Source organism: uncultured Aquabacterium sp., from assembly GCF_947366995.1.
Taxonomy (GTDB): Bacteria; Pseudomonadota; Gammaproteobacteria; order Burkholderiales; family Burkholderiaceae_C; genus Aquabacterium.
Genome location: NZ_CANBCC010000003.1, coordinates 1 through 23,986 on the forward strand (window position 1 = coordinate 1; position 23,986 = coordinate 23,986).

The 23,986-nt window shown below is 69.5% G+C and carries 22 protein-coding genes; 9 read left to right on the top strand and 13 right to left on the bottom strand.

The window, feature by feature from the left end; translation table 11 throughout:
- Nucleotides 1-34 precede the first annotated feature (34 nt).
- The 7 genes from Q0Z44_RS01730 to Q0Z44_RS01760 all read right to left on the bottom strand — a co-directional run bounded on the left by Q0Z44_RS01730 (nt 35) and on the right by Q0Z44_RS01760 (nt 6,932).
- Nucleotides 35-814, bottom strand: coding sequence for an SDR family NAD(P)-dependent oxidoreductase (locus tag Q0Z44_RS01730; protein ID WP_298009297.1), 780 nt, complete (start codon nt 812-814; stop codon nt 35-37).
- Nucleotides 815-835: 21 nt separating this feature from the next.
- Nucleotides 836-1,369 carry a DUF3833 domain-containing protein gene (locus tag Q0Z44_RS01735; RefSeq protein ID WP_298009567.1) on the bottom strand — a complete coding sequence of 178 codons (534 nt, stop codon included), beginning with the start codon at nt 1,367-1,369 and terminating at the stop codon, nt 836-838.
- Nucleotides 1,370-1,471: 102 nt separating this feature from the next.
- Nucleotides 1,472-2,734, bottom strand: coding sequence for an MFS transporter (locus Q0Z44_RS01740; RefSeq protein ID WP_298009300.1), 1,263 nt, complete (start codon nt 2,732-2,734; stop codon nt 1,472-1,474).
- A gap of 10 nt (nt 2,735-2,744) precedes the next feature.
- The gene (locus Q0Z44_RS01745; protein WP_298009570.1) at nt 2,745-3,926 is read right to left on the bottom strand and encodes a cyclopropane-fatty-acyl-phospholipid synthase family protein; all 1,182 of its coding nucleotides are present in this window, start codon (nt 3,924-3,926) and stop codon (nt 2,745-2,747) included.
- A gap of 98 nt (nt 3,927-4,024) precedes the next feature.
- Entirely contained in the window at nt 4,025-4,855 is an 831-nt protein-coding gene (locus Q0Z44_RS01750) for a DUF1365 domain-containing protein (protein ID WP_298009302.1), read from the bottom strand.
- Nucleotides 4,852-6,222 (bottom strand): FAD-dependent oxidoreductase, encoded by a 1,371-nt coding sequence (locus Q0Z44_RS01755; RefSeq protein WP_298009305.1) that lies wholly within the window; start codon nt 6,220-6,222, stop codon nt 4,852-4,854. Before Q0Z44_RS01755 ends, Q0Z44_RS01750 begins: the two co-directional genes overlap by 4 nt.
- A 113-nt stretch (nt 6,223-6,335) precedes the next feature.
- Complete coding sequence (locus Q0Z44_RS01760; RefSeq protein WP_298009308.1) at nt 6,336-6,932, bottom strand: glutathione peroxidase; 597 nt, start codon at nt 6,930-6,932, stop codon at nt 6,336-6,338.
- Nucleotides 6,933-7,103: 171 nt separating this feature from the next.
- Here Q0Z44_RS01760 and Q0Z44_RS01765 point away from each other — a divergent pair, with 171 nt between their 5' ends.
- Nucleotides 7,104-8,132 (top strand): MerR family transcriptional regulator, encoded by a 1,029-nt coding sequence (locus Q0Z44_RS01765; protein WP_298009311.1) that lies wholly within the window; start codon nt 7,104-7,106, stop codon nt 8,130-8,132.
- Between the two features lie 164 nt (nt 8,133-8,296).
- Here Q0Z44_RS01765 and Q0Z44_RS01770 read toward each other — a convergent pair whose 3' ends face one another.
- Nucleotides 8,297-8,833 (bottom strand): FxDxF family PEP-CTERM protein, encoded by a 537-nt coding sequence (locus tag Q0Z44_RS01770; RefSeq protein WP_298009316.1) that lies wholly within the window; start codon nt 8,831-8,833, stop codon nt 8,297-8,299.
- Nucleotides 8,834-9,162: 329 nt separating this feature from the next.
- Between Q0Z44_RS01770 and Q0Z44_RS01775 the strand changes: the two genes are divergently transcribed.
- Nucleotides 9,163-9,882: a Crp/Fnr family transcriptional regulator gene (locus tag Q0Z44_RS01775; protein WP_298009319.1), complete on the top strand. Its 720-nt coding sequence runs from the start codon at nt 9,163-9,165 to the stop codon at nt 9,880-9,882.
- Between the two features lie 6 nt (nt 9,883-9,888).
- On the opposite strand, the gene Q0Z44_RS01780 is transcribed toward Q0Z44_RS01775, so the two are convergent.
- The 4 genes from Q0Z44_RS01780 to Q0Z44_RS01795 all read right to left on the bottom strand — a co-directional run bounded on the left by Q0Z44_RS01780 (nt 9,889) and on the right by Q0Z44_RS01795 (nt 15,516).
- Nucleotides 9,889-10,929, bottom strand: coding sequence for a CoA transferase (locus Q0Z44_RS01780; protein ID WP_298009322.1), 1,041 nt, complete (start codon nt 10,927-10,929; stop codon nt 9,889-9,891).
- Nucleotides 10,926-13,076, bottom strand: coding sequence for a 3-hydroxyacyl-CoA dehydrogenase NAD-binding domain-containing protein (locus Q0Z44_RS01785; protein WP_298009325.1), 2,151 nt, complete (start codon nt 13,074-13,076; stop codon nt 10,926-10,928). Before Q0Z44_RS01785 ends, Q0Z44_RS01780 begins: the two co-directional genes overlap by 4 nt.
- Before the next feature lie 17 nt (nt 13,077-13,093).
- Nucleotides 13,094-14,299 (bottom strand): acetyl-CoA C-acetyltransferase, encoded by a 1,206-nt coding sequence (locus Q0Z44_RS01790; RefSeq protein ID WP_298009328.1) that lies wholly within the window; start codon nt 14,297-14,299, stop codon nt 13,094-13,096.
- Between the two features lie 62 nt (nt 14,300-14,361).
- Entirely contained in the window at nt 14,362-15,516 is a 1,155-nt protein-coding gene (locus Q0Z44_RS01795) for an acyl-CoA dehydrogenase family protein (protein ID WP_298009331.1), read from the bottom strand.
- A 287-nt stretch (nt 15,517-15,803) separates the two neighbouring features.
- On the opposite strand from Q0Z44_RS01795, the gene Q0Z44_RS01800 reads away from it, so the two are divergent.
- The 6 genes from Q0Z44_RS01800 to Q0Z44_RS01825 all read left to right on the top strand — a co-directional run bounded on the left by Q0Z44_RS01800 (nt 15,804) and on the right by Q0Z44_RS01825 (nt 22,353).
- Nucleotides 15,804-16,478: a TetR/AcrR family transcriptional regulator gene (locus Q0Z44_RS01800; RefSeq protein ID WP_298009334.1), complete on the top strand. Its 675-nt coding sequence runs from the start codon at nt 15,804-15,806 to the stop codon at nt 16,476-16,478.
- Between the two features lie 75 nt (nt 16,479-16,553).
- The gene (locus tag Q0Z44_RS01805) at nt 16,554-18,287 is read left to right on the top strand and encodes a cation:proton antiporter (protein WP_298009337.1); all 1,734 of its coding nucleotides are present in this window, start codon (nt 16,554-16,556) and stop codon (nt 18,285-18,287) included.
- 60 nt (nt 18,288-18,347) lie between these two features.
- Nucleotides 18,348-18,737, top strand: a complete 390-nt coding sequence (locus tag Q0Z44_RS01810) for a YkvA family protein (RefSeq protein ID WP_298009340.1) — start codon at nt 18,348-18,350, stop codon at nt 18,735-18,737.
- A 22-nt stretch (nt 18,738-18,759) separates the two neighbouring features.
- Nucleotides 18,760-19,578: a M90 family metallopeptidase gene (locus Q0Z44_RS01815; protein WP_298009343.1), complete on the top strand. Its 819-nt coding sequence runs from the start codon at nt 18,760-18,762 to the stop codon at nt 19,576-19,578.
- A gap of 51 nt (nt 19,579-19,629) precedes the next feature.
- Nucleotides 19,630-20,652, top strand: a complete 1,023-nt coding sequence (locus tag Q0Z44_RS01820; RefSeq protein WP_298009347.1) for a sensor domain-containing diguanylate cyclase — start codon at nt 19,630-19,632, stop codon at nt 20,650-20,652.
- 213 nt (nt 20,653-20,865) lie between these two features.
- Entirely contained in the window at nt 20,866-22,353 is a 1,488-nt protein-coding gene (locus Q0Z44_RS01825) for an NAD(P)/FAD-dependent oxidoreductase (protein ID WP_298009350.1), read from the top strand.
- A gap of 58 nt (nt 22,354-22,411) precedes the next feature.
- Here the strand turns inward: Q0Z44_RS01825 and Q0Z44_RS01830 are convergent, their stop codons facing one another.
- A complete protein-coding gene (locus Q0Z44_RS01830; protein WP_298009352.1) occupies nt 22,412-23,176 on the bottom strand; it encodes a TetR/AcrR family transcriptional regulator in 765 nt (254 codons plus the stop codon).
- A gap of 131 nt (nt 23,177-23,307) precedes the next feature.
- On the opposite strand from Q0Z44_RS01830, the gene Q0Z44_RS01835 reads away from it, so the two are divergent.
- The gene (locus Q0Z44_RS01835; RefSeq protein ID WP_298009355.1) at nt 23,308-23,982 is read left to right on the top strand and encodes a hypothetical protein; all 675 of its coding nucleotides are present in this window, start codon (nt 23,308-23,310) and stop codon (nt 23,980-23,982) included.
- The last annotated feature ends 4 nt before the right edge of the window (nt 23,983-23,986 follow it).

The window sequence follows — 23,986 nt, forward strand, 5'->3', positions numbered from 1 at the left end:
GGTGAAGGCATTGTGCGCCCGGCGCGCCAGGGGCTCACACCCCGGTGCCCCGCTTGACAAGCGGGAAATACCACGCATGCGGCAGGTGCTGCATCAGCTTGAGCCACAGGGTGAAGCGGCGGGGGAAGTGGATCTCGTAGTGCCCGCGTTGCCAGCCCTGCACGATGGCCTCGGCGGCCTGCGCCGGCGTGAGCAGGGCCGGCATCGTGAAGTCGTTGGCTGCGGTCATGGGGGTCTGCACGAAGCCGGGATTGACGACGGACACGCCGATGCCGAGCGGCGCCAGGTCGAGGTAGAGTACATCGGCCAGGTTGTGCAGCGCCGCCTTGGTCGGCCCGTAGGCCAGCGCCTTGGGCAGACCACGGTAGCCTGCCACGCTGGCCACGAGGCTGAGGTGGCCGCCGCCCTGCGCACGCAGCGTAGGCAAGACCGCCGACACCAGACGCAGCGCCCCCTCGTAATTCACCTGCAGGTGGCGCAAGGCCTCGTCAAGATCGAAGTCCTCGGCGCGCATGGGCTGGTAGTGGCCGGCACAGTAAGCGACAAGGTCGAGCCGGCCAGAAGGCGACCACGCCATCAGCCGATCATGGGCGGCCTGCAGCGCGCCGGGCTCGGTCGCATCCACCGACAGTGCGAGGCTGCCCGGGTGGGCCCGGGCAAAAGCATCGAGCGCCGCCGTCTGCCGCCCCGACACCGCCACCCGCGCGCCCAGCGCATGCAGCCGGGCGGCGGTGGCCTGGCCGATGCCACTGGACGCGCCCACCAGCCAGACGGTGCGGCCCTGCCAGTCGGTCACGGGGGGGTTGAGCGCCATGCGAACAGCTCCTGCGAGGCGTCAGGGTTTGTGGAAAGACAGCGTGACCTCGCCCAGCGTGATGCCGAACTTGCTCATCACCGCCTTGTTGAGCATCACGTGCTCGTCCATGAGGTACATCCAGTCGTCGAACTGCACGTGGTAGATGCGGCCGTCGACCGGCAGCGCCAGCGTGTAGCGCCAGTTCAGCGCATTGCCGGCCGATTGCCCCATGGCCTGGCCGACCACATCGTCGGCCTCGCCCTGCCAGCGGCCCTGTCCCAGGTCCGTCAGGCGCCAGACACGGCGCTGCGTGGTGCCGTCGCTGTAGACAAAGTCTTCTTCGAGCACGCCATGCGCGCCGCCCCAGCGGCCTACGAGCTTCACCGTGAAACGCTTGACGACGCGGCCCGAGCGGTCGGTGAAGACGCCATGCGCAGTCAGCGGGCCATTGAAGTAGCTGCGCAGATCGAGCACCGGCTCTTCGGTGGCGTAGTCGGACGGCGCCGGGGCGGAGGCACAGCCGGCCAGACCACCGATCAGCGCCAGGCCACCGGCCCCGATGGCGGACAGCATGCGGCGGCGCCCCGGCGAGGGGGGGAGGGCCTGGGCGAAATCGGGCAGAGGATGAGGTTTCATGGTGTCCACCACAGCAGGTTGAATCAGGCAACGGGACGCTCAGGCCAGCGTCGGGTGGTGCCGCCAGCGCCAGCACAGGGCCAGCGCCACGAGCTTGAACAGACAGGGCAGGCCGCCATAGACCAGCCCCAGGGCCAGCAGTGCCTCGGGGTCGCGCGCGCCGGGCGTGTAGCCCAGGGCCTGCAGCAGGGGTAAGGCCAGGCCGGCGGCCAGGGCCAGGTTGAGCTTGGTGGCCCACAGCCACCAGCCGGCAAAGGCCCCCTCGGCCTGGCCAGCCTGGCCTGCGCGCTGCACCACGCCGGTCAGCAGCGTGCCAGGCGCCGTGAGATCGGCCCCCAGCGCCCAGCCTGCCGCCACACACACCAGCAGGTAGCCGGTGGTGTCGCCGGCGCCCAGCGCGTTCACGCATGCAAAGGCCGCGGTGGCCAGCGCCATGCCCAGGGCCCAGCTGCGCATCGGCCCCAGCCGGGCCAGCACGCGCAGCCACCAGGGCACGCTGAGTGCGCCCACCAGGAAGTAAGCACCCAGACACAGCGGCGCCCAGGCAGGGGCCTGCAGGCGGTCGTGGATGAAGAACAGCACCAGTGTGGCCGGCACGGCGCTCGCAATGCCGTTGACCAGGAACAGCGCGATCAGCCGCCGGAACCCGGCAAAGCGCCACGGTCGCCACAGCGTGCTGGCCGGCAGGGTGGCATGGGCGTCGCCGGTGTGCGCCACCGGGGTCGGCCCGCGCCACAGCGCGAGCAGGCCGATGGCCAGCGTGCAGGCCAGTGCCACGGCCGTCCAGCCCGGGCCGGCCTGCGTGGCCAGCACGTTGGCGAGCAGCACACCGGCCAGCCCGAAGCCTTCACGCCATGCCACCAACCGCGCCCGCTGCACCGGCACGCCACCCAACCGCGTGCCCCAAGCCAGATGCGCCACGCTGGCCAGGCTGTAGGCGCCAAACGTGACCAGCAGCGCGACAGCACACCAGCCCAGCAGCGCTCCCTGCCCCCGCACCGGCGGAAAGAACAGCGCCACAAAAGCGAGCACCAGCACGGCGGCGCTCGCCAGCACGGCACCGCGGGCGCGCGCGGGGCGGCGCAGCAGCCGGTCCACCCACCCACCCAGCCAGGGGTCGATCAAGGCGTCGCCCAGGCGGGTCAGCAACAGGATGGCGCCCAGCAGGCTCAGGGGCACGCCCAGCGTCTGCCCGTAATGCTGCGGCAGCACCACGTACAGCGGCACCGCCACGAACGCAAGCGGCAGGCCCAGCAGGCCATAGCGCGCGCTGGCGGCGTGGGGCAGCGGCGTGTCGCTCATGTCGCGCGCGTCAACCCGGCTTGCGCAGCGTGTACTGCACGACGTCGGTGTTGCCCATGTCGAAGGCGGCTTCGCAGTAGGCCAGGTAGAACTCCCAGATGCGCTGGAAGCGCTCGTCGAAGCCCAGGCGCTGCACCTGCTGGATGTGGCGGTGGAACTCGGCGCGCCAGCGACGCAGCGTCTCGGCGTAGTCCGGCCCGAAGGCCAGGCTGTTGACCACCTCCAGCCCGGCGCGCGCCGCCTCGGCACGGAAGGCCGCGTCGCTCGGCAACATGCCCCCCGGGAAGATGTACTGCTGGATGAAGTCGGTCGACTTCACATAGCGGTCGAACAGGTCATCGCGGATGGTGATGGTCTGCAAGCAGGCGCGCCCACCGGGCTTCAGGCAGCGGTTCAACGTCTGGAAGTAGCTGCCCCAGTACTCCTTGCCCACGGCCTCGAACATCTCGATGGAGACGACGGCGTCGAAGGGCTCGTCGGCGATGTCGCGGTAGTCCTGCAGCCGCAGGTCGGCCCAGGCCGCCAGTCCGGCGCCCGCCATGCGGTCGCGGGCCCATTGCAGTTGCTCGGTCGACAGCGTCACCCCGGTGACGTGCGCGCCGCATTCGCGCACGGCGATCTCCGCCAGGCCGCCCCAGCCGCAGCCGATTTCCAGCACGCGCTGGCCGCCCCCCTCGGCGCACACCCCCGCTTCGCGCAGCGCCCGCCGCACCTTGGCATGCTGCGCGTCGGCCATGGGCTGGTCGAGGTTGCCCTCGAACCAGGCGCTCGAGTAGCTCATCGTGTGATCCAGCCACAGCCGGTAGAAGGCGTTGCCCAGATCGTAATGCGCGTGGATGTTGCGCCGGCTGTTGGCCCGCGTGTTGCGGTTGAGCAAGTGACGGATGCGGTAGGCCAGCCGCCCCCACCAGCGCCCGTAGACGGCCGACTCGATCTGCTCGCGGTTGGCAATCAGCACCTTGAGCAGCGCGGTCAGGTCGGGCGTGGTCCAGTCGCCGGCGATGTAGCCTTCGGCAAAGCCGATGTCACCGGATTTGAGCGCGGCCGAGCACATCGACCAGTTGTGCAGCCGCAGGCCGGCACGCAACCCGTCGGCACCTGCGCGGGCCTCGCCGAAATGGGCGGTGCTGCCGTCCGGCCATTGGACGTCGAGCACGCCGACGTGCATGCGCTTCAGCAGGCGCCACACCATGCGCGCCGCCTGCGGGGCATCGGCCGGCAGGTCGTGCGCGGCGCGGAGGGGCGTCGCAGGCTCGGTCGACGCAGAAGAAGCCAGGAGGGTGCTGCGGTTCATGGTGTGCGCGGTCCTTGAGGGCTCGGTGCCGGGCTGCCCGTGACGAAGTCGGCGGGCGGATGTGGGGGTTTGGTGTGAAAGGGCACGCGCTTGAGCCACAGCTGCAAGGCCTGCCAGTGGATGCGGGCCACGACACCCCAGGTCATCAGCGGCCAGCGCCAGATCGCACGGCGCACCGCCCGGGGCGTGAGGGGCTCGAGCGCCCCGCTGAGCGCGGTCTCGATCAGCGGGCCGTGTGCGTCGTCGTGGTCCACGCGGGCCACGACCCGGTTGCCCGTGCGCAGGAAGCGAAAGCGGTACCGCCCGCCCAGCGCGCAGAACGGCGATACGTGGAAGACCTTGGCCGCCCGCTGCTCCCGTCCCCACCCGAGCGACGGCCCCTGCAGGAGGTAGCAATGGCGCTCGCCAAAGGTGTTGTTGACCTCGGCGACGATGGCGTGGAGGGCGCCGTCGGCCCGGTGCACGTACCAGAAGCTCACGGGCTTGAAGGCATAGCCCAGCACACGGGGGTAGGTCTGGAGCCAGACTTCGCCGCGCGTCAGCGTTTCATCCCAGGCGCCCGCCTCGCGCAGCAAGCCGTCCAGCCAGGCCAGTGCGTCGGGCCCGCCCGCGCCGTGGTCGGCATCGTGAAAGCTCAACCAGCCGCGCGCATTGCGTCGCACGGCGTCCACGGGTTGCCTGGCCAGCGCCCGCAGCGGCAGCATCCAGAAGTAGCTCGGGTAGGCGAAGGCGTGCCGCGCCGGCCGAAGCCGTGTGTGGCGCACCTGGCCAAAGCCGATCAGCGGGCGCACCAGCCCGACGAGATCGGCGGCTTGCGCGAGGCTCATGCCGCGCACTCCTGGCTCGCCCGCGCCGGGCCTGCGGAGACGCCCTCGCGGGACAGCAGGCCGTCGGCCACCGACAGGCCCGACTTGAGGCCGTCCTCATGGAAGCCGTAGCCCGTCCACGCGCCGGCAAACCACAGGCTGCGGCGGCCCTGGATGCCGGGCAGCGCCTGCTGGGCATCGATCGCGGCCTGGTCGAAGACCGGGTGGGCGTAATCGAACTCGGCCAGCACCTGGGCCGGATCCGGCTCACGCAGCGGATTCAGCGAGACCACCACCGGCCGGGCCCAGGGCAGCGGTTGCAGGCGGTTGATCAGGTAGTGCAGGCACACGCCGCGGTCTTCCTCGGTGGGCGTGGGCGCGCGCTCGTAGTTCCAGGCAGCCCAGGCCTTGGGGCGACGCGGCAGCAGCGCGGTGTCGGTGTGCAGGACCGCGCGGTTGCGGTGGTAGCCGATGGCGCCCAGCACGTTGCGCTCAGGGTCGGTGGCCCCCGCGCCCAGCAAGGTCAGCGCCTGATCGGAGTGACAGGCGAAGACGACCTCGTCAAAGCGCTCGCCGCCGGCGGCGGTGTGCACCATCACGCCGGCCTCGCCGTGTTCGCCCAGCACCTGGACGCGCTCGACCGGCGTGGCCAGCCGCGCGTCGGCCAGGCCGTCGAGAACGCGGCGCACATACTGACGCGAGCCCCCGGCCACGGTGTACCACTGCGGTCGGTTTGCCACCTGCAGCAGACCATGGTTGTGACAGAAGCGGATCAGCGTGGCGATCGGGAACTGCATCATCTGATGCACCGGGCAAGACCAGATGCAGGCCACCATGGGCAGCAGGTAGCCTTCGCGGAAGGACGCGCTGAAGCCGTGTTCGTCCAGGAAGGCGCCGATCGGCTGACGCAGCGCGGCTTCACTGCCACGCTGGGCCAGTTCAGTGGTGAGCCGGTTGAAGCGCAGCAGGTCGGACAGCATGCGCCAGAACGCCGGGGACACCAGGTTGCGCCGCTGGGCGAACACCGTGTTCAGCGAGGAGCCGCACCATTCCAGGCCGGCACGCAGCCCGGCCAGCCCCTGAACCTGGTCGGGGATCTGCACGGAGAACGACATGTCGGACGCGGCGGTGGCCACGCGCAGTTCCTTGAACAACGCGATGAGCTGCGGATAGGTGCGCTCGTTGAAGACCAGAAAGCCCGTGTCCACCCCATGGGTGACGGGACGCCCGCTGGCGTCAGGCAAGGTCACATCGACCGTGTTGGCATGACCGCCAAAATGGCGTCCTGCCTCGAACAGCGTCACGTGGCGGGCGCCAGATGCCTGGCTCAGCCGGTGCGCGGCACCCAGGCCGGCAATGCCGGCGCCGATGATGGCGATGCGTTTCATGGGTGGGGTCCTCTGGGCCGACCGGCAGGGCTGCCGATTAAATTACTGTTCGGTCATATCATAACCGAACGGTAACAGATGCGCCACGGGTGGCGCTGGAATAGCAGGTTTCTTCAGCGAGCCTGGCTCAGCAGACGCTCGATGTCCTGGACAAACTCCTTGTCGTCCGGCGAAGTCATGCTGCTGTAAGCACTCACCGAGCGCCCATCCCGGGCGATGAGGTACTTGTAGAAGTTCCACTTAGGCGAGGTACCGCTGAGCGCGGTCAATTCCTTGTGCAACGGGTTCGCCGCACTGCCCCGGACGCTGCTTTTCGCAAACATCGGGAACTTCACGCCGTAGGTGTTGTTGCAGAACTCGGCGATCTCCTTCGCCGCGCCAGGTTCCTGGTTGCCGAAGTCGTTCGACGGGAACCCGAGCACCACCAGGCCTCGGTCCTTGTAACGGCTGTACAGCGCCTCCAGGCCGGCGTACTGCTTCGTGAAGCCGCAGTAGCTCGCGGTGTTGACCACCAGGACGACGCGACCGCTGTACTGACACAGCGACTGCGGCTTCTCGTCCTGCAGGCGGGGAAAGGTCTTGTCCAGCAACGCCGGGCAGGCCGCCGGACTGGACGCTGGCACGGGCGGCGGCGCGGCGAGCGCAGACAGGGAAGCCGACAGGCACGCGGCCGTCACGAGCATGAACCGCTTGAGGGCGTGTGGCTTCATCTTGTCATCCTTTTTGTCTTGGTCAAAACGCCGGTTGGACCTATATTAGCGACTCGACCAGTGTTCGGCAATGGCGCGTCCAGTGCGCCGTGACCCTGCACACGGTTTGTCCAGTCTTGTCGAGTCAGGGGCTGATACGCGGGCCCCGCCGTTCCGGATGCAGCCACCAGCATGAACCCGCCCCTGATGATGTCGATCGCCGCCGTCGAACGCGACACCGGCCTGAGCAAGGACACCTTGCGAATCTGGGAGCGCCGCTACGGTTTCCCGAATCCGGCGCGGGATCGCCAGGGCGAACGCTGCTACCCCGTCGAACAAGTGGAGCGCCTGCGCCTGATCAAGCGGCTGCTGGACGTGGGACACCGCCCGGGCCGCATCGTGCAGTTGCCCACCGACGACCTGCAGACACTGGCCGATCGCAGCGCCGACGCACAGGGCCTGGGCCGCATGTCGCCTGCTGGACGCTCGCGCCTGGAAACCGCGCCGACCTGGGCGCCCGGTGCCATCGTCAGCATGCCCGCCCATGCCGACGAGACCTGGGTCGGCCCTTGCCTCGCGTTGATCGATCAGCACGATCACCATGGGCTGCACCGCCATCTGCGGCATGCAGTGGCTTCGCTGGGTCTGCTGTCCTTCGTCACCGCGGTGGCCACGCCGCTGCTGGCCCTCGTGGGCGATGGCTGGCTGCGCGGGCGCTTTCAGATCGCGCAGGAGCATTGGGTGAGTCAGCTCGTGCAGCAAGTGCTGCAGGGCGGACTGTCGACCCTGCCCGAGCCCCTGCCCCAGCAGGCGCCCCGCGTGCTGCTGACCACCTTGCCGGGCGAGCCCCACGCGCTCGGGGTGCTGACGGTCGAAGTGGCACTGGCCGTCTGGCAGGCGCAGCCCATCAACCTGGGCGCCCAGACCCCGCTGTGGGATCTGGTGCATGCGTGCGCCGCACACCGCGCCGACGTGGTCTCACTGGGCTTCAGCAGCGCCGCCCCCGCCACGCTCATCCAGGACCTGCTGCCCGAACTGCGCGCCAAGCTGCCCGCCTCGGTGGCGGTGTGGGTCGGTGGACGGCACCCCATGCTGGCGCGGCGCCCCGTGCCCGGCGTCACCGTGCTCGGCGACCTGTCAGCGTTGCAGGAGGCCCTGCTGCGGTGGCGCCAGGGGCGGCTGGCCCCGGCGCGGGCAGTGCCCTCCCCTGAAGGCGACTGACATGAAAATGCCTGCCGCGGGCAAGCCGGGGCAGGCAAGGCGATGCCCTCGGCGCGCTCACCTGCGGGCAGGCGAGGCGTCGTGCATCGGGTCGGACGCGTGCGGCGGCCTCAGGGTCGCCGGGACGTCACAGGCTGTTGTTCTGATGCGCCGCAGGGCGCGGATCAGGCGTTGGCAGCGGCGCGGCGACGCTTGTACAGCGCGGTGCCGACCAGGCCCAGGCCGCCCAGGGCCAGGGTCAGGGACTCGGGCTCGGGGACGGGGGCTGCGGTGATTTCCATCGAGTACGAACCCAGCGGGCCGGGGCCGGTGCCGATGACGTTGCCTTTGACAATCAGATAGAAGTGCGACGTCGGCGTCGTGAAGGTGTCCACGCTGAGCGAGTCAGCGCCAGCAACCGACGAAGGGGTGCCAGACCACAGCGGCGTGCCGGTGCTCGTATAGAAGGTCACGGCATCGGTGCCGAAGGTGATGTCCTTGACGTTCTTGAACTTCAGTTCGGTGAAGGCCCAGCCCACTTCGGCCTGCTGGTCCGGGAAGGACACCGGATCCAGGTAGTAGTCGTAGCGCTGCGTGAAGGTACCTGCCGTGGAGAACGTGGTGCTCGACTTGTAGACCTCGTAGGCCACCAGCGTTTCGGCCGAAGCGGCTGCGGCGGTCAGCGACAGGACTGCGGCAAGAGCCAGAGAAGACAATTTCATGAGGAACTCCCGGGTTGATGGAGAAGGAGAATTTCTTGGGCGTGCGTCCGTGACAGATCACACGATTTGATGCTGCCGATACATCCGGGGCCGGTCATTGCGAAACCGCAATCGGAAAAGCCCCCCCCCTCGGATGAAGGGGACCGGCACTCGACCTTCGGGGGAGAAGCAATGCCGTTTGCGGCATCCGCGCCGCTTAGGCGTAACCGCATGCAAGGCATTGCCATCCGACACATTTCATGGTCAAACTTGATGCTGGCTGTTGACCCGCAGCAGCCCCGCAGCCCGCGCGGAAGACGGGCGTTCTGACAAACTTCAGGAGTGCCCCTTTGACCGCCCTGCCCCCGCGCCTCCGCGCGTTGCCAGGCTCCGTGCACGACGCCATGCCGGCCTGCGCTGCATGCCCCACCCGGGGTACCTGCCTGTTCACCGGGCTGGGCGAGGGCCCGCTGGCCGACGGCGCACGTTCGAGCGTCACCAGCCGCGCCCTTCGTCTGGCCGAGCAGGTCGAGCGCGAAGGGCAGCCCGGCCTGCGGGTGCACGTGGTGCGGCAGGGCACGATCAAGCTGCAGCACCAGCACCCCAACGGCCACGTGCGGATCGTGCGGCTGCTGGGGCCCGGCCATGTGTTCGGGCTTGAGGCGCTGCTGCACGAGCCCTACAGCCACGATGCCGCGGCCGTGGGGCAGGTCACCGTGTGCTCGGCGCCCAGCGGCGCGCTGCTGACGTGGGCAGACCATGACCCCCAGGCCTACGCCAACCTCATGCGGCACTGGAAGGCCAACGTCGACCAGGCCGATTTCGTGATCGACAGCCTGTCGACCGGCACGGCACGCGAACGCGTCTGGCGCCTGCTGCATCACCTCGCGCGCCACCAGCCGGGTGGCGCGTTCGTGGCCCCCTCGCGGGCCGACATGGGTGCGCTCCTGGGCCTGACGACGGAAACAGCGAGCCGCACGATGGCCGCGTTTGCCCGCGAAGGGGTGCTCACGGAACGGCGTGGGCTGATGTACCTGACCGCAGGGCGAGGTCACGCCGACGCGGCCTGATGCCCTTCAGGCCACCGTGGCCCAGGGCGTCCCGCTGCGCTCCGCAAACAGCGGGTGACTCCGGGCTTCGGCCTGCGTCAGGACGGGGGTCACGCAGGCATCGGCGGAGGCGAAGCGCACCGACCACTCGGCCAGCGTGCGGCCGCGCACCCGCGCGGCCACCTCGCCGCACAAGGCCCGCGCATCGGGGGCACCGGGCGGAATGCCGCGTTGCCAGTGGCGCTCCACCCAGTCAGGGCGCTCGAACACGGCACAGGCGGCACGCCAGAACTTGTGCTCCAGCGCCCCCACCGCGAGGTGGCGCCCGTCAGCCGTCTCGTAGAGCCGGTAACAGGGCAGGCCGCCGTTGAGCATGTCTTCACCCGCGCCAGGCGGGTGCCCGAGCACCGGGGCGAGCAAGGCGGCCGTGGCCTGCGGCATCACCAGATGGGCGTGCAGCGCATGCGCCATGCTGACGTCGATGTGGCGGCCACGGCCGGTGCGCTGCGCCGCATGGAGGGCCGCCAGCACGGCAATCACCGCCATCGAAGCCCCACCGGCCAGATCGCCCCACTGCACGTTCGGCAAGGCCAGCTCGCCGGTGGGCGCGCGGATCTGGTCCAGCACGCCCGACAAGGCCATGAAGTTCAGGTCGTGCCCGGCCTTGTCCGCCCACGCCCCGGTCTGGCCATACCCTGTGATGGACACCATCACCAGCCGCGGATGGCGCGCGTGCAGCGTGGCCGCGTCCAGGCCCATGCCGGCCAGCACGCCAGGGCGGAAACTGTCGAGCATCACGTCGGCGGTGGCCAGCAGGTCGCGCAGGCGCGCCAGGTCGTCCGGCGCGCGAAAGTCGATCTGGCGCGTGGCCTTGCCGTGGTTCAGCGCAGCAAACAGCGCGGGCAGGGAGCGGGCCGGATCCCCCTCCGGCGGCTCGACCTTGATGACGTGGGCGCCCAGGTCGGCCAGCATGCGGGAACCAAAGGGCCCGGGCAGGTTGCGGCTCAGGTCCACCACGGTCACGCCCTCGAGCAGACCGACCAGGCCGGCACCGGCCAGCGCGCTCATGCGGTGCCCTCGAACAGGCGGCCCTCATCGGCCATCTGCACCACACAGGCCGCAGGCTCAAAGCGTGAGCCATGTCGCTGCGCCAGCTCACGTGCCCGCTCGACAAAGCGCGCCGGACCCACCGCATTGATGAACTGCAGCGCGCCGCCGTGGTGCGGCGCAAAGCCCCAGCCGAAGATCGAGCCGATGTTGGCATCGGCCACCGAGCGCACCACGCCCTCTTCGAAACAGCGTGCCGCTTCGTTGGCCTGGGCGTAGAGCAGCCGGTCCACCAGCTCGGCCTGAGCGGGCTGGTCGACACACGGCGGGTACAGCGTAGTCAACGCAGGCCACAGGCGCTTGTCCTTGCCGCTGTAGTCGTAGAAGCCCTGGCTGGCCTTCTTGCCGACGCGGCCATGCGTGGCCCCCACATTCACCAGCACCGCATGGGCCGGGTGCACGGGCACCGGCTTGCCTTCCGCTTCCAGGTCCTTGCGGGTCTGCTCGGCAATGTGCAGCGACAGGCTCAGCGAGACCTCGTCCTGCAGCGCCAGCGGCGGCATCGGCATGCCGGCCTTCAGCCCGGCCACCTCGATCGAGCGCGGGTGCACGCCCTCGCCCAGCATCGCAATGCCCTCCATGATGTAGGTGGCGAACACGCGCGAGGTGTAGAAGCCGCGCCGGTCGTTGACCACGATGGGCGTCTTGCCGATCTGGCGCACATAGTCGAAGCCGCGGGCGAGCGTGGCGTCGCTGGTCTTCGCACCCACGATGATCTCGACCAGCGGCATCTTGTCGACCGGCGAGAAGAAGTGCAGTCCGATGAACTGGTCCGGCCGGACACTGGCCTCGGCCAGGCCGGTGATGGGCAGCGTCGAGGTGTTGGACGCATACACCGCCGTGGCCGGGATCACCGCCTCGGCCTGCTCCGTGCAGCGGGCCTTGATGCCCCGGTCTTCGAACACGGCCTCGATGACCAGATCGCAGCCGGCCAGGTCTTCATACCGCGTGGTGGGCTGGATGCGGGCCAGCAACGCATCGCGCTTGTCGGGCGTGCTCTTGCCGCGTGCGATGGCCTTGTCCAGCAGGCCTTGCGAATAGGCCTTGCCCTTGTCGGCCTGCTCGATGGTGGTGTCCAGCAGCACCACCTCGATGCCGGCCTTGGCCGACACATACGCAATGCCCGCGCCCATCATGCCGGCGCCGAGGATGCCGACCTTCTTCACCGTGGACTCCGGCAGACCGGCCGGGCGCGACTGGCCCTTCTTGATGGCGTTGAGCTGGTGCCACAGCGTGCCGATCAGGTTGCGGCTGGTCTGCGAGACGACGCAGGCGGCGAAGTAGCGCGACTCGATCTGGCAGCCGGCGTCGAAATCGAGCAGGCCACCTTCGAACAGGCAGCTCATGATGTGGGTGAGCGCCGGATGGTTGCCGTGCGCCTTGGCATTCGCCATCGAGGGCGCGATGGCCAGCACCTGCACCACCGCCGGGCTCTTGCTGTCGCCACCGGGGATGCGGAAGCCCTTGGTGTCCCACGGCTGCGTGGGCTTCGGGTTGGCACGACACCACGCCCTGGCCTGGGCGAGCAGATCGTCACGGGTGGCGGCCAGCGCCGTGACGAGGCCCATCTCCAGCGCTTTCCGGGCACCCAGTTCCTTGCCCTGGGTGATGAGGTCCATGGCCTTCTGGATGCCCACCAGCCGCAGCACACGTTGCGTGCCGCCGCCCCCCGGCAGCAGGCCCAGCTTCACTTCGGGCAGGCCGAGTTTCAGCTTCGGATCACTGAGCGCGATGCGGGCGTGGCAGGCCAGCGCCAGCTCCAGGCCACCGCCCAGCGCCGTGCCGTTGAGTGCGGCCACCACAGGCTTGCCACAGGTTTCCATGCGGCGCAGCAGGCGCTTGAGGTCTTCGCACAGCGCAAAGGCTTCTTCCGCCGTGCGGATCTGGGCGAGCTGGTCGATGTCGGCGCCCACCACGAAGGTCGGCTTGGCCGAGGTCAGCACCAGGCCCTTGAGCGTGGCGTCGGTTTCCAGCTGGTCCACCAGCCGGGCAAAGGGTTCGAGCAGCACCGGGTTGAGCACGTTCATCGCGCGGCCCGGCATGTCGAGGGTCACGAGGCCGATGCCGTCGGCGTCCACCTCGAGCGTGAAGGCGTTGTTCTGGATCATGTGATGAGCCTTTCCGTTCAGACGCGTTCGATGACGGTGGCGATGCCCATGCCGGCACCGATGCACAGCGTGGCCAGCGCGGTGGCCTTGCCGGTGCGCTCGAGTTCATCCAGCGCGGTGCCGAGGATGATGGCGCCGGTGGCACCCAGCGGGTGGCCCAGCGCGATGGCGCCACCGTTGACGTTGACGCGGTCCAGCGGCACGCCCAGGTCGCGCGCCGTCTTCATCGGCACGGTGGCAAAGGCCTCGTTGATCTCCCACAGGTCGATGTCGCCCGGCGTCATGCCGAGCTTGTCGAGCGCCTTGCGACAGGCCGGCGTGGGGCCGGTCAGCATGATGGTGGGCTCGGAGCCGATGACGGCACACATGCGCACGCGGGCGCGCGGCTTGAGGCCTGCCTTGTCACCGGCCTGCTTGCTGCCGAGCAGCACCAGCGCCGCGCCATCGACGATGCCCGACGAGTTGCCGGCGTGGTGCACGTGCTGGATCTGTTCGAGGGTGGTGTACTTGTCGAGCGCGGTGGCGTCGAAGCCCATGTGGCCCATCATCTCGAACGACGCGTTCAGCTTGGCCAGCGTCTCGACCGAGGTGCCGGGGCGCACGGTCTCGTCGCGGTCGAGCAGCATCAGGCCGTTCAGATCGTGCACGGGCACGACCGACTTCGCAAAGCGACCCTCGGCCTGCGCGGCGGCCGCACGGCGGTGGGATTCGGCGGCATAGACGTCGAGCTCGGTGCGGCTGAAGCCTTCCAGCGTGGCGATCAGGTCGGCGCTGATGCCCTGCGGCACGAAGGCCGTGCCGGTGTTGATGCGCGGGTCCATGACCCAGGCGCCGCCGTCGCTGCCCATGGGCCAGCGGCTCATCGATTCGACGCCGCCGGCCACGACCATGTCTTCCATGCCGGACATGATCTTGGCGGCGGCCAGGTTCACGGCCTCGAGGCCCGAGGCACAGAAGCGCGACAGCGTCACGCCGGCCACCGTCTGGGCCCAGCCGGCATCGAGCACGGCGGTGCGCGCGATGTCGGCGCCCTGCTCGCCCACCGGCGTCACACAGCCCAGCACCACGTCGTCCACCAGCGCGGTGTCGAGCTGGTTGCGCTGCTGCAGCGCCCGCAGCAGCGTGCGCAGCAACCACACCGGCGTGGCCTGGTGCAGGCTGCCGTCCTTCTTGCCCTTGCCGCGCGGCGTGCGCACGGCGTCGTAAACATAGGCTTCGGTCATGAGGGTTCCTCGGCTACAGAATTTCGTGGGTGAACTCGGCCTCTCGGGCGGATGCAGCCGCGTCACAAGAAACGAGAAGCCAGTTCCTTCATGATCTCGTTGGTGCCGCCATAGATGCGCTGCACGCGCGCGTCGGCCCACACACGGGCGATCGGGTACTCGCGCATGTAGCCATAGCCGCCGAACAGCTGCAGGCATTCGTCGGCCAGCTTGAACTGGTGCTCGGTCACGTAGTACTTCAGCAGCGCCGCACGGTCCACGCCCAGCTTGCCCTGCAGGTGGGCCACCACGGCCGCATCGGTCATGGCCTGGCAGGCCAGCAGCATGGCCTGGCACTCGGCCAGCTTGAAGCGGCTGTTCTGGAAGCTGAACACCGGCTTGCCGAAGGCCTTGCGCTCCTTGGTGTAGGCCAGCGTCTCCTTCATCGCGAACTGCATCGCGGCCACGCCGGCCAGCGCCACGATCAGACGCTCCTGCGGCAGCTCCTGCATCAGCTGGAAGAAGCCCTGCCCCTCGGTGCCGCCCAGCAGGTTTTCCTTCGGCACCACCATGTCGTCGAAGAACAGCTCCGAGGTGTCCTGCGCCTCCATGCCCAGCTTGTCGAGGTTGCGCCCGCGGCGGAAGCCCTGCACCTCGTCGGTCTCGACCACCATCAGCGACACGCCGTGCGCGCCCTCGTCCTTGTTGGTCTTGGTGACCACGATGACGAGGTTGGCCAGTTGGCCGTTGGTGATGAAGGTCTTGCTGCCGTTGATGCGGTAGGTGTCGCCCTCGCGCAGCGCCAGCGTGCGCACGCCCTGCAGGTCCGATCCGGTACCCGGCTCGGTCATCGCGATGGCGCCCACCAGCTCGCCGGTGGCCAGGCGGGGCAGCCAGCGGCGCTTCTGCTCTTCGGTGCCGTAATGCAGGATGTAGGGCGCGACGATGCCCGAATGCAGCGAGCCGCCAAAGCCGCTCTGGCCGGCCGCGCCCTGCGCCAGGATCAGCGCGGCCTCGTGCCCGAAATCGCCGCCACCACCGCCGTACTCCTCGGGGATGCCGGCGCACAGAAAGCCCTGCTCGCCCGCCTCACGCCAGGCCGCCCGGTCCATCATGCCCTGCGCGCGCCAGGCCTCGTCACGCGGCCCCCATTGCTCGGTGAAGAAGCGGGTGGCCGAGTCGAGCAGCATCTGGTGTTCGTCGGTCATCCACGGGGCGGCAAAGCAGTCGATGGTCATGGTGTCTCCTGAAGGTCGGGCCGCACACGGCCGCGTTGGGCATGCCCCGCCGCATGAGACCCGGCCCAAAACAGTAATCTGGATTACCGCACGAAGAGCGGGTCGCCACTCGGGCTTCGGGGTGCCGCCGCGACACCGATGTCGCAGCGGATCCCTTTGCAGCAAGGTTCTTGTCGGGTTCCGATCTTGGTGAGCTGGACGCCCTCCGGCAAGAGGCCGAACCCGCTTTTCTTCAAACAGGCGTTCATTTGGTAAGATGGATTTCCACTCTGGAACGCAGTCTTGCCATGAAGTCCGCCGCCGCATCGCCCGACATCGGGCGCGCGCCCCCTCCGTCCGATGCGGACGACCGCCGTGCGGCCCTGGCCCGCATGCGCCCCGAAACGCTGGGCCGCATCGAGAAGGCGGTGCTGTCGCTGTTCTCGCAACGCGACTTCCACGAGGTGAGCCTGCTCGACGTCGCCAAGGCCGCCAACGTGTCGCTGCAGACCATCTACAAGTACTTCGGCAGCAAGGAAGTGCTGGTCTACGCCATGCTCGACGTGATGCTGGGTCGACTGGCCGAGCGCATGATCGACCACCTGCAGGGCATCGACGACGCGCGCGAGCGGCTGCGCAAGACGTGCTGGGTCACGCTCGACTACATGGACAAGCATCCGGCGGTGATGCTGCTGCTGTTCACCGCCGTGCCCGTCTCGCGCCATCGCCACATCCGCGTGTACGAAAGTCCGGAGCTGATGGGCGCCTTCCTGGGCGTGTTCAAGGACGGGCAGGCCCGGGGGGTGCTGAACAACCAGGTGTCCCACAAGGTGCTGCTCGACGTCTTCATGGGCATCGTCGGCCGGGTGGTGCTGATGCACATCGTGCGGGGCGAGCAGCAACCGCTCGTGGCCCAGTTCGACGCGCTCTTCGGCATCCTGTGGCGGGCGATGTCCATGCCGGACGAACGGCCTGCGGGCTGAACCCCACGCCGCCCACGGCGGAGCCTTTCTAGAATGGGGCAAGCCCACGCCCCCTCACGCAGGAAAGACCCCGCCATGCACCATGACGTGTCGCTGATTTCGACGCTGGCCGCCGGTTTCGCCCTCGCCCTGGCCTTGGGCTTCGTCGCCTCGCGCCTGAAGGTGCCGCCGCTGGTGGGCTACCTGCTGGCCGGCGTGGCCATCGGCCCGGCCACCCCCGGTTTCGTGGCCGACGTGCAGATGGCCGGACAACTGGCCGAGATCGGTGTGATGCTGCTGATGTTCGGCGTGGGGCTGCACTTTTCGGTGGCCGAACTGCTGGCCGTGCGCAAGGTCGCCGTGCCGGGCGCCATCGTGCAGATTGCGGTGGCCGTGGCGCTCGGCTTCGCCGCCACCCACGCCTGGGGCTGGTCGATCGGCGCGGGCGTGGTGTTCGGCCTGTGCCTGTCGGTGGCCAGCACGGTGGTGCTGCTCAAGGCGCTGGAAACGCGCGGCCTCGACGAAACTGTCAACGGCCGCATCGCCGTGGGCTGGCTCATTGTCGAAGACCTCGTCATGGTGCTCGTGCTGGTGCTGCTGCCCGCCTTTGCCCCCATGCTGGCTGCATCGGGCGAGGGCGCCTCGGCCGAGCCGCCCGCCAACCTGGGCAGCACCATCGCGCTGACCCTGGCCAAGGTTATCGGCTTCATCGCACTCATGCTGGTGGTGGGCCGGCGGGTGTTCCCGCGCATGCTGTGGTGGGTGGCACGCACGGGCTCGCGCGAGCTGTTCACGCTGTGCGTGGTGGCCAGCGCCGTGGGTGTGGCCTATGGCGCGGCCCGCCTGTTCGATGTGTCGTTTGCGCTGGGCGCCTTCTTCGCCGGCATGATGATGCGCGAGTCGGCCTACAGCCACCGCGCAGCCGACGAATCGCTGCCGCTGCGCGACGCCTTCACCGCGCTCTTCTTCGTCTCGGTCGGCATGCTGTTCGACCCGGCCGTGCTGTGGACCTCGCCCGGCAAGCTGGCGCTCACGGTGGCCATCATCGTGGTCGGCAAGACGGTGGCGGCCGTCGCCCTGGTGCTGCTGCTGCGCTACCCGCTGAGCACCGCCCTCACGGTCGGCACGGGGCTGGCCCAGATCGGCGAGTTCTCCTTCATCCTGGCGGGTCTGGGCATGTCGCTGCAGTTGCTGCCCAAGGAAGGGCAGGATCTGGTTCTCGGCGCCGCCCTGCTCTCGATCGCCCTCAACACCGCGCTCTTTGCTGTGCTCGAGCCGCTGCGGGACTGGCTGGGCGAGCGCTCCGAGCTCGCCCGCCGCCTGGGCGCTCGCGACGACCCGCTGGCCGAGCTGCCGACCAGCGTCGACGCGGCCCGCCTCACGGGGCATGTGGTGCTGGTCGACCATGGCGAAGTGGGGCAGCGGGTGGCGGCGCTGCTGCACGCGGATCAGGTGCCATTCGTGGTCGCCGATGGCAACCGCGCCGTGGTCGACCAGCTGCGGCGGGAAGGGGTGGCCGCCGTGGCCGGTGACCCGACCGACCCGGCCGTGCTCATCCAGGCGCACATCGCCCGCGCCTCGGTGCTGCTGGTGACCGGCGACGACACGCTGCGCGCGCGCCGCATGGTGGACATCGCCCGCCAGCTCAATCCGGCCATCCAGGTCCTGCTGCATGGCGCCAGCGAGGACGAGGCTGCCCTGTTGCGGGAGGCCACCCAGGGCACCGTGTGCGTGCCCTCGGCCGCACTGGCAGACGGCATGGCCGCCCAGGTTCTCAGCTGGATGCGCCCGGCCGCCACGCGCCCCCACGGGGCCACCGCCGGCAGCTGACGCCCGCGGGCGACAATGGCCGCCGTGCTCCACCCCCCTCGCCCTCTTCCGATGCCCGCCATGAGCCTGTTCGATCGCCTGCGCACCTGGGCGCGCCGCATGAAACGCGATGTCGCGCTGGTGTGGTTTGCCGCCCGTGACCCGCGCACCCCGACCAGCGTGCGCCTGCTGGCCCTGGCCGTCACCGCCTACGCGCTCAGCCCCATCGACCTGATCCCCGATTTCATCCCGGTGCTCGGTTACCTGGACGACGTGATCCTGGTGCCGCTGGGCATCTGGCTCATCGTGCGGCTGCTGCCCCCCGCGGTGCTGGCCGATGCCCGCGCGCGCGCCGACGCCCTCACCGAACGGCTGCCCCGGGTGGCTGCCATGGCGGGGCTGTTCATCCTGATCTGGGTGCTCGGTGCGGCCGCGTTCGGCTGGTGGCTGTGGGGACAGATGACCTCCTGAGCCACGCCCGACAAATGGGGGGATGTTGCCCGTGCTCCTGCTGATCCTCACCGCGCTGGTCCTCGCCGTGCTGGTGGGCCGCCCGATGTGGGTGGCCCGCCAGCGCCAGCGTCTGCGCGCCCAACCGCTGCCCGCCTTCTGGCTGCGCGTGCTACAGCGCCGTGTGCCGCTGGTGGCCCGCCTGCCGGCCCCGCTGCAGGTCGCACTGCATGCCCGCATGCGTGTGTTCCTGGCCGACAAGGCCTTCATCGGCTGCCAGGGGCTCGAGGTCACCGAGGAAATGCGCGTCACCGTGGCCGCCCTGGCCTGCCTGCCCATTCTCGGCCGCGACGACGGCGACTACGACCGCGTACGCCAGATCCTGCTGTACCCCGACGCCTTCGTGGTGCGCCTGCGCCACCAGGATCGCGCCGGCGTGGTTTTCGATGGCGAGGAAGCCCGCGCCGGTGAATCCTGGCACGAAGGCCAGGTCGTGCTCTCGTGGGCTGACACGCTGGACAGCGCCGCAGTGCCAGACGACGGCTACAACGTGGTCATCCACGAGTTCGCCCACCAGCTCGACGACGCCCACGGTCTCAGCGTCGACCTCGAAGCGCCGCCCGCCGGCCACAACTGGGCCGCCGTGCTGGGCGAGGCCTACCAACGCTTGGTGGACGCGGCCGACCGGGACGCCGCCACGCTGCTCGACCCCTACGGCGCCACCGACCCGTGCGAGTTCTTCGCCGTGGCCAGCGAGGCCTTCTTCGAGCAGCCGGCGCAGCTCGCAGCCGGGGAACCGGCGCTCTACGCGCAACTCCAACGCTTCTACCGGCTCGACCCGGCCCGCTGGGCCGAGGCTTGAGTTCCCGCCCGATCCGGCCGATAAGGCTGGCAATTCCCGCAAGGTTGCGCCATGCCCTCCATCCCGCTTGACACCGCCCTGAGCCCCGACGAAGCCGAGCGCCTCGACGCCCTGCACGACCACGCCATCCTCGACACGCCGCCCGCGGCCGATTTCGACGCGCTGGCCCGCCTCGCCGCCCACGCTTGCGGCACCCCCGTGGCCGCCATTGGCCTGCTCGACCGCGACCGACTCTGGTTCAAGGCCCGCGTAGGGGTGGCGCATGCGGCCCTGCCGCTGGAATCCAGCCTGGCCGAGGACACCGCCCGGGCGCTGGGCCTGCTGTGCGTGCCGGACCTCGCCGAAGACCCGCGCTTTCGTGACCACCCCGTGCGTCAGATGCTGCCGGACTGGCACTTCTACGCCGGCGCGCCGATCGAGGACGAAGCCGGCCACGTGCTCGGCGTCATCTGTGTGGCCGCGCCCGAGGCCCGCGGGCTGGACGCCGGCCAGCGCCAGGCCCTGACCGACATCGCCCGCCTGAGCTGGTACGCCATCGACGCCCACGCGCAGCGCCGCACCCTGGCGCGCCAGGCCATCACCGACCCGCTCACCGGGCTCGCCAACCGCGCCCACTTCGATCAGGCGCTCACGGTGGAACTGGCGCACGCCATGCGCCGCGGCGAACCTTTCACCGTGCTCGTCATGGACCTCGACGGCTTCAAGGAGGTCAACGACGGCTTCGGCCATGCCGCTGGCGTGGAGGTGCTGCGCGCCGTGGCCGAGCGCATCCAGGCCCAGGTTCGCACGGGCGACGTCGTGGCCCGTTTCGGCGTCGACGAGTTCGGCGTGGTGATGCGCCACGGTGGCCGCGACGACGCCCAGGTGCTCGCCCGCCGCATCGTGCGGGCCGTCGCCAACCCCATCGCGCTCTCATCGGGCGACACCGTCGGCGTCGGCATTTCGGTGGGCATCGCCGCCTACGACGACGACGTCGACAGCCCCCGCACCCTGCTCGCGCAGGCCGACCAGGCGCTGTTCGAAGCCAAGCGCGAGAACGAAAAGCGCTGGAAGCTCTTCATCGGCATCCGGTGAAACCCGCTCCTGCGGGTGGGCGGTGGTGTCGCACGACCACCCCTGCACAAGGGCCGCCCATTTTGACAACGCGGCGTTTCAAATATAGAGTCCGGCTCGTTCCCCCCGTTCAACGGGGGTCGGTCACGAGCCCGCCTGCGCCCTCCTGAGTACCCTGCGGCGGCCCTCTGCCGGCCCTCCCCTCACCGACCGCCGTGTCGCAGGAGCCCCCGCATGTCCGAACACTTTGACGTCCTGATTGTTGGCGCCGGCCTGTCCGGCATCGGCGCGGCCCGCCACCTCAAGACCCAGTGTCCCGGCAAGACCTTCGCCATCCTCGAAGGGCGTGACACCATCGGCGGCACCTGGGACCTGTTCCGCTACCCCGGCATCCGCTCCGACTCGGACATGTACACCCTGGGCTACAACTTCAAGCCCTGGACCGAGAAACAAGTCATTGCCGACGGCCACCGCATCCGCAACTACATCCAGGAAACGGCGCGTGAGAACGACATCGAGCGCCACATCCGCTTCGGCAGCAAGGTGACCGCGGCAGACTGGCACAGCGAGACCGCCACCTGGACCGTCACGGTACAGAAGACGTCAGGCGAAACCGTGCAGCTCACCTGCGGCTGGCTGATGATGTGCTCGGGCTATTACAACTACGAAGAAGGCTTCACGCCCGAGTTCAAGGGCCGTGACGCCTTCAAGGGCCAGGTCATCCACCCGCAGTTCTGGCCCGAGAACCTCGACTACAGCGGCAAGCGCGTCGTGGTCATCGGCTCGGGCGCCACCGCCATCACCCTCATCCCCTCGATGACGGACAAGGCCAGGATGGTGACCATGCTGCAGCGTACGCCCAGCTACGTGATCTCGGTGCCGCAGTTCGACCCGATGGTGCGCTTCCTGCTGAAGTTCCTGCCCGCGATGACGGTCTACAACATCAGCCGCGCGCGCAACAACTTCATCACCCAGGGCATCTTCAAGCTCTCGCGCAAGTACCCCAACTTCATGCGCAAGCTGCTGCTCAAGCAGGTCAAGGCGCAGGTCGGCCCCAACTTCGACATGAAGCACTTCACGCCGCCCTACAACCCGTGGGACCAGCGTCTGTGCGCGGTGCCCAATGGCGACCTGTTCAAGGCCATCCGCAAGGGCAAGGCCAATGTCGTGACCGACCACATCGACCGCTTCGTCGAGAAAGGCATCCTGCTGAAGTCGGGGCAGGTGCTGGAGGCGGACATCATCGTCACCGCCACCGGCCTGAACCTGCGCCTGTTCGGGGGCATGCAGATCAGCGTGGACGGTCAGGCCATCCAGATGAACCAGCATATCTCGTACAAGGGGCTGATGTTCAGCGACATCCCCAACTTCTCGAACACGCTGGGCTACACCAACGCCTCGTGGACGCTGAAGGCCGACCTGATTGCCGAGTACGTGTGCCGCCTGCTCAAGCACATGGACCGCACCGGCACCCGCATCGCCGTGGCCGAGCGCAAGGATCCGAACGTGCGGCCCGCACCGCTGCTGGACATGACGTCGGGCTACGTGGCCCGCGCTGAAGCGCATCTGCCCAAGGGCGCCGACCGCGCACCGTGGAAGCTCTATCAGAACTACGCCCTCGACATGGACCAGCTGCGCAACGGCGAGCTGGAAGACGGCGTGATGCAGTTCAAGAAGCCCGGCGCGGTGGGGGCAACCGGCAAGGCCCGGCTCGCCGCCTGAGCACGCCGGCTTCGCGGCCAAGGCCGGTGCCCATCGGGGTCGTAAGGCACGAGCGCGGTCAGGCCTGCGGGCGCCCGCCCTCCAGGTGGCCCAGATAGGCCTGCACCGCCTGCACGGCCGCGGCCTCCAGCGCGTCCACGGCAAAGGGCAGCGGCCGCTGCGACGCCGTCACCCAGGCGGAGTGGGCGAGGCCGTCGGCCATCTGCAGCGAGACCCAGGCGGCCACATCCAGCGACACGCCCGCCGCCCCAGGGCCGACAAGTCCTGCGAGTGCGGAACGCCAGCAGGCCCACAGCCCTCCCGCTTGCGTCATCGTCTCCGCCTGCCCCGCCAGCACACCACGCGGCCCACACATCGAAGCCGTGTCCGCCACGGCCTCCCGCGGCGGCAGGTCGACAAAGGGCGCCTCGGCTTCCAGCTGGGCGTGCAGGGTCGGGTCGAGCGCATGGGCTGCAAACAGCCCCCGCACCAGGGCCGCCACCGCCTCGGACAGCGAGGCCGGCGCTGCATCGCGCCACGCAGCGTAGACGGCATCCCCCATCTCGTTGGCATGCCGCTGTCGCAAGGCCACCAGCAACGCCGCCTTGTCCGGGAAGTACTGGTAGATCGCCCCCACACTGACGCCCGCCTGGCGAGCGACCTCGTTCGTGCTCAGGCCCGCCAGCCCGCGCGCGCGCAACACCTCGGCCGTGGCCTGCAGCACCACTTCGGTGAGGCGACGCGCGCGGGACTGCCGCGGCGCGCGTCGCACCGGGCGCGCAGCTTCGACCAGCGTGTCGGCCGCTTCGACGGCGGCCACTTCGGACTCGGTGGGGTGACGCATGGGGTGCGGATTGTCGCAGCAAGCGTGCATCCGAGCCGCACCCCGCCCCCTCCGATGGGCGACGGCCGTCACACCGGACCGGCCGCACGGCATGATGCGGCCCTGAACAGCGCCCGCCCACTGCCATGCCGATGTCTGCCCTGCCCCGCGCCCTTGCCCTCGCCAGCCTGCTGCTGCTCGGCGCCTGCTCGATGCTGCCCAAAGGCCCGGACACCAACCGGCAGCGCGCACAGGACGCGGGCGTCACCAACCGCATGGGCCACGCGGCCATGACGCCGCTGGGTGACCTCAACCTGGTGCAGACAGAGATTCCGGCGGCGCTCAAGGAAGCGACCGCCGGCCCCTATGCCGTGCCGGGCGACCTCACCTGTCCTCATCTCAACGAGATGATCGGGGCGCTCGACGACGCCCTGGGGCCCGACCTCGACCGCCCTCGCAACGGCAAGGACACCGACCTGCTCGACCAGGGTGTCGACATGGCGGAAGACGCCTCGGTGTCGGCCGTGCGGCGCACGGTCGAAGGCTTCGTGCCGTTCCGGAGCTGGGTGCGCAAGCTCTCGGGGGCCGAGCGCCACAGCAAGCGCGTGAGCAGCGCCATCACGGCCGGAACGATGCGGCGCGCCTACCTCAAGGGCCTGCGACAGGGCCAGGGCTGCACGCAGACCGTGCCGGAGCCCAAGCCGGCCCTGACGGCAACGGCGTCCACCCCGATCGCGCCCCCGTCCAGCGAGGCCCCCACGCCGGCGCCTTCCGCATCCGCGCCCGCTGGCACCGACGCCAGTGCAAGCGCGCAGGCCCGGCGCTGACGCG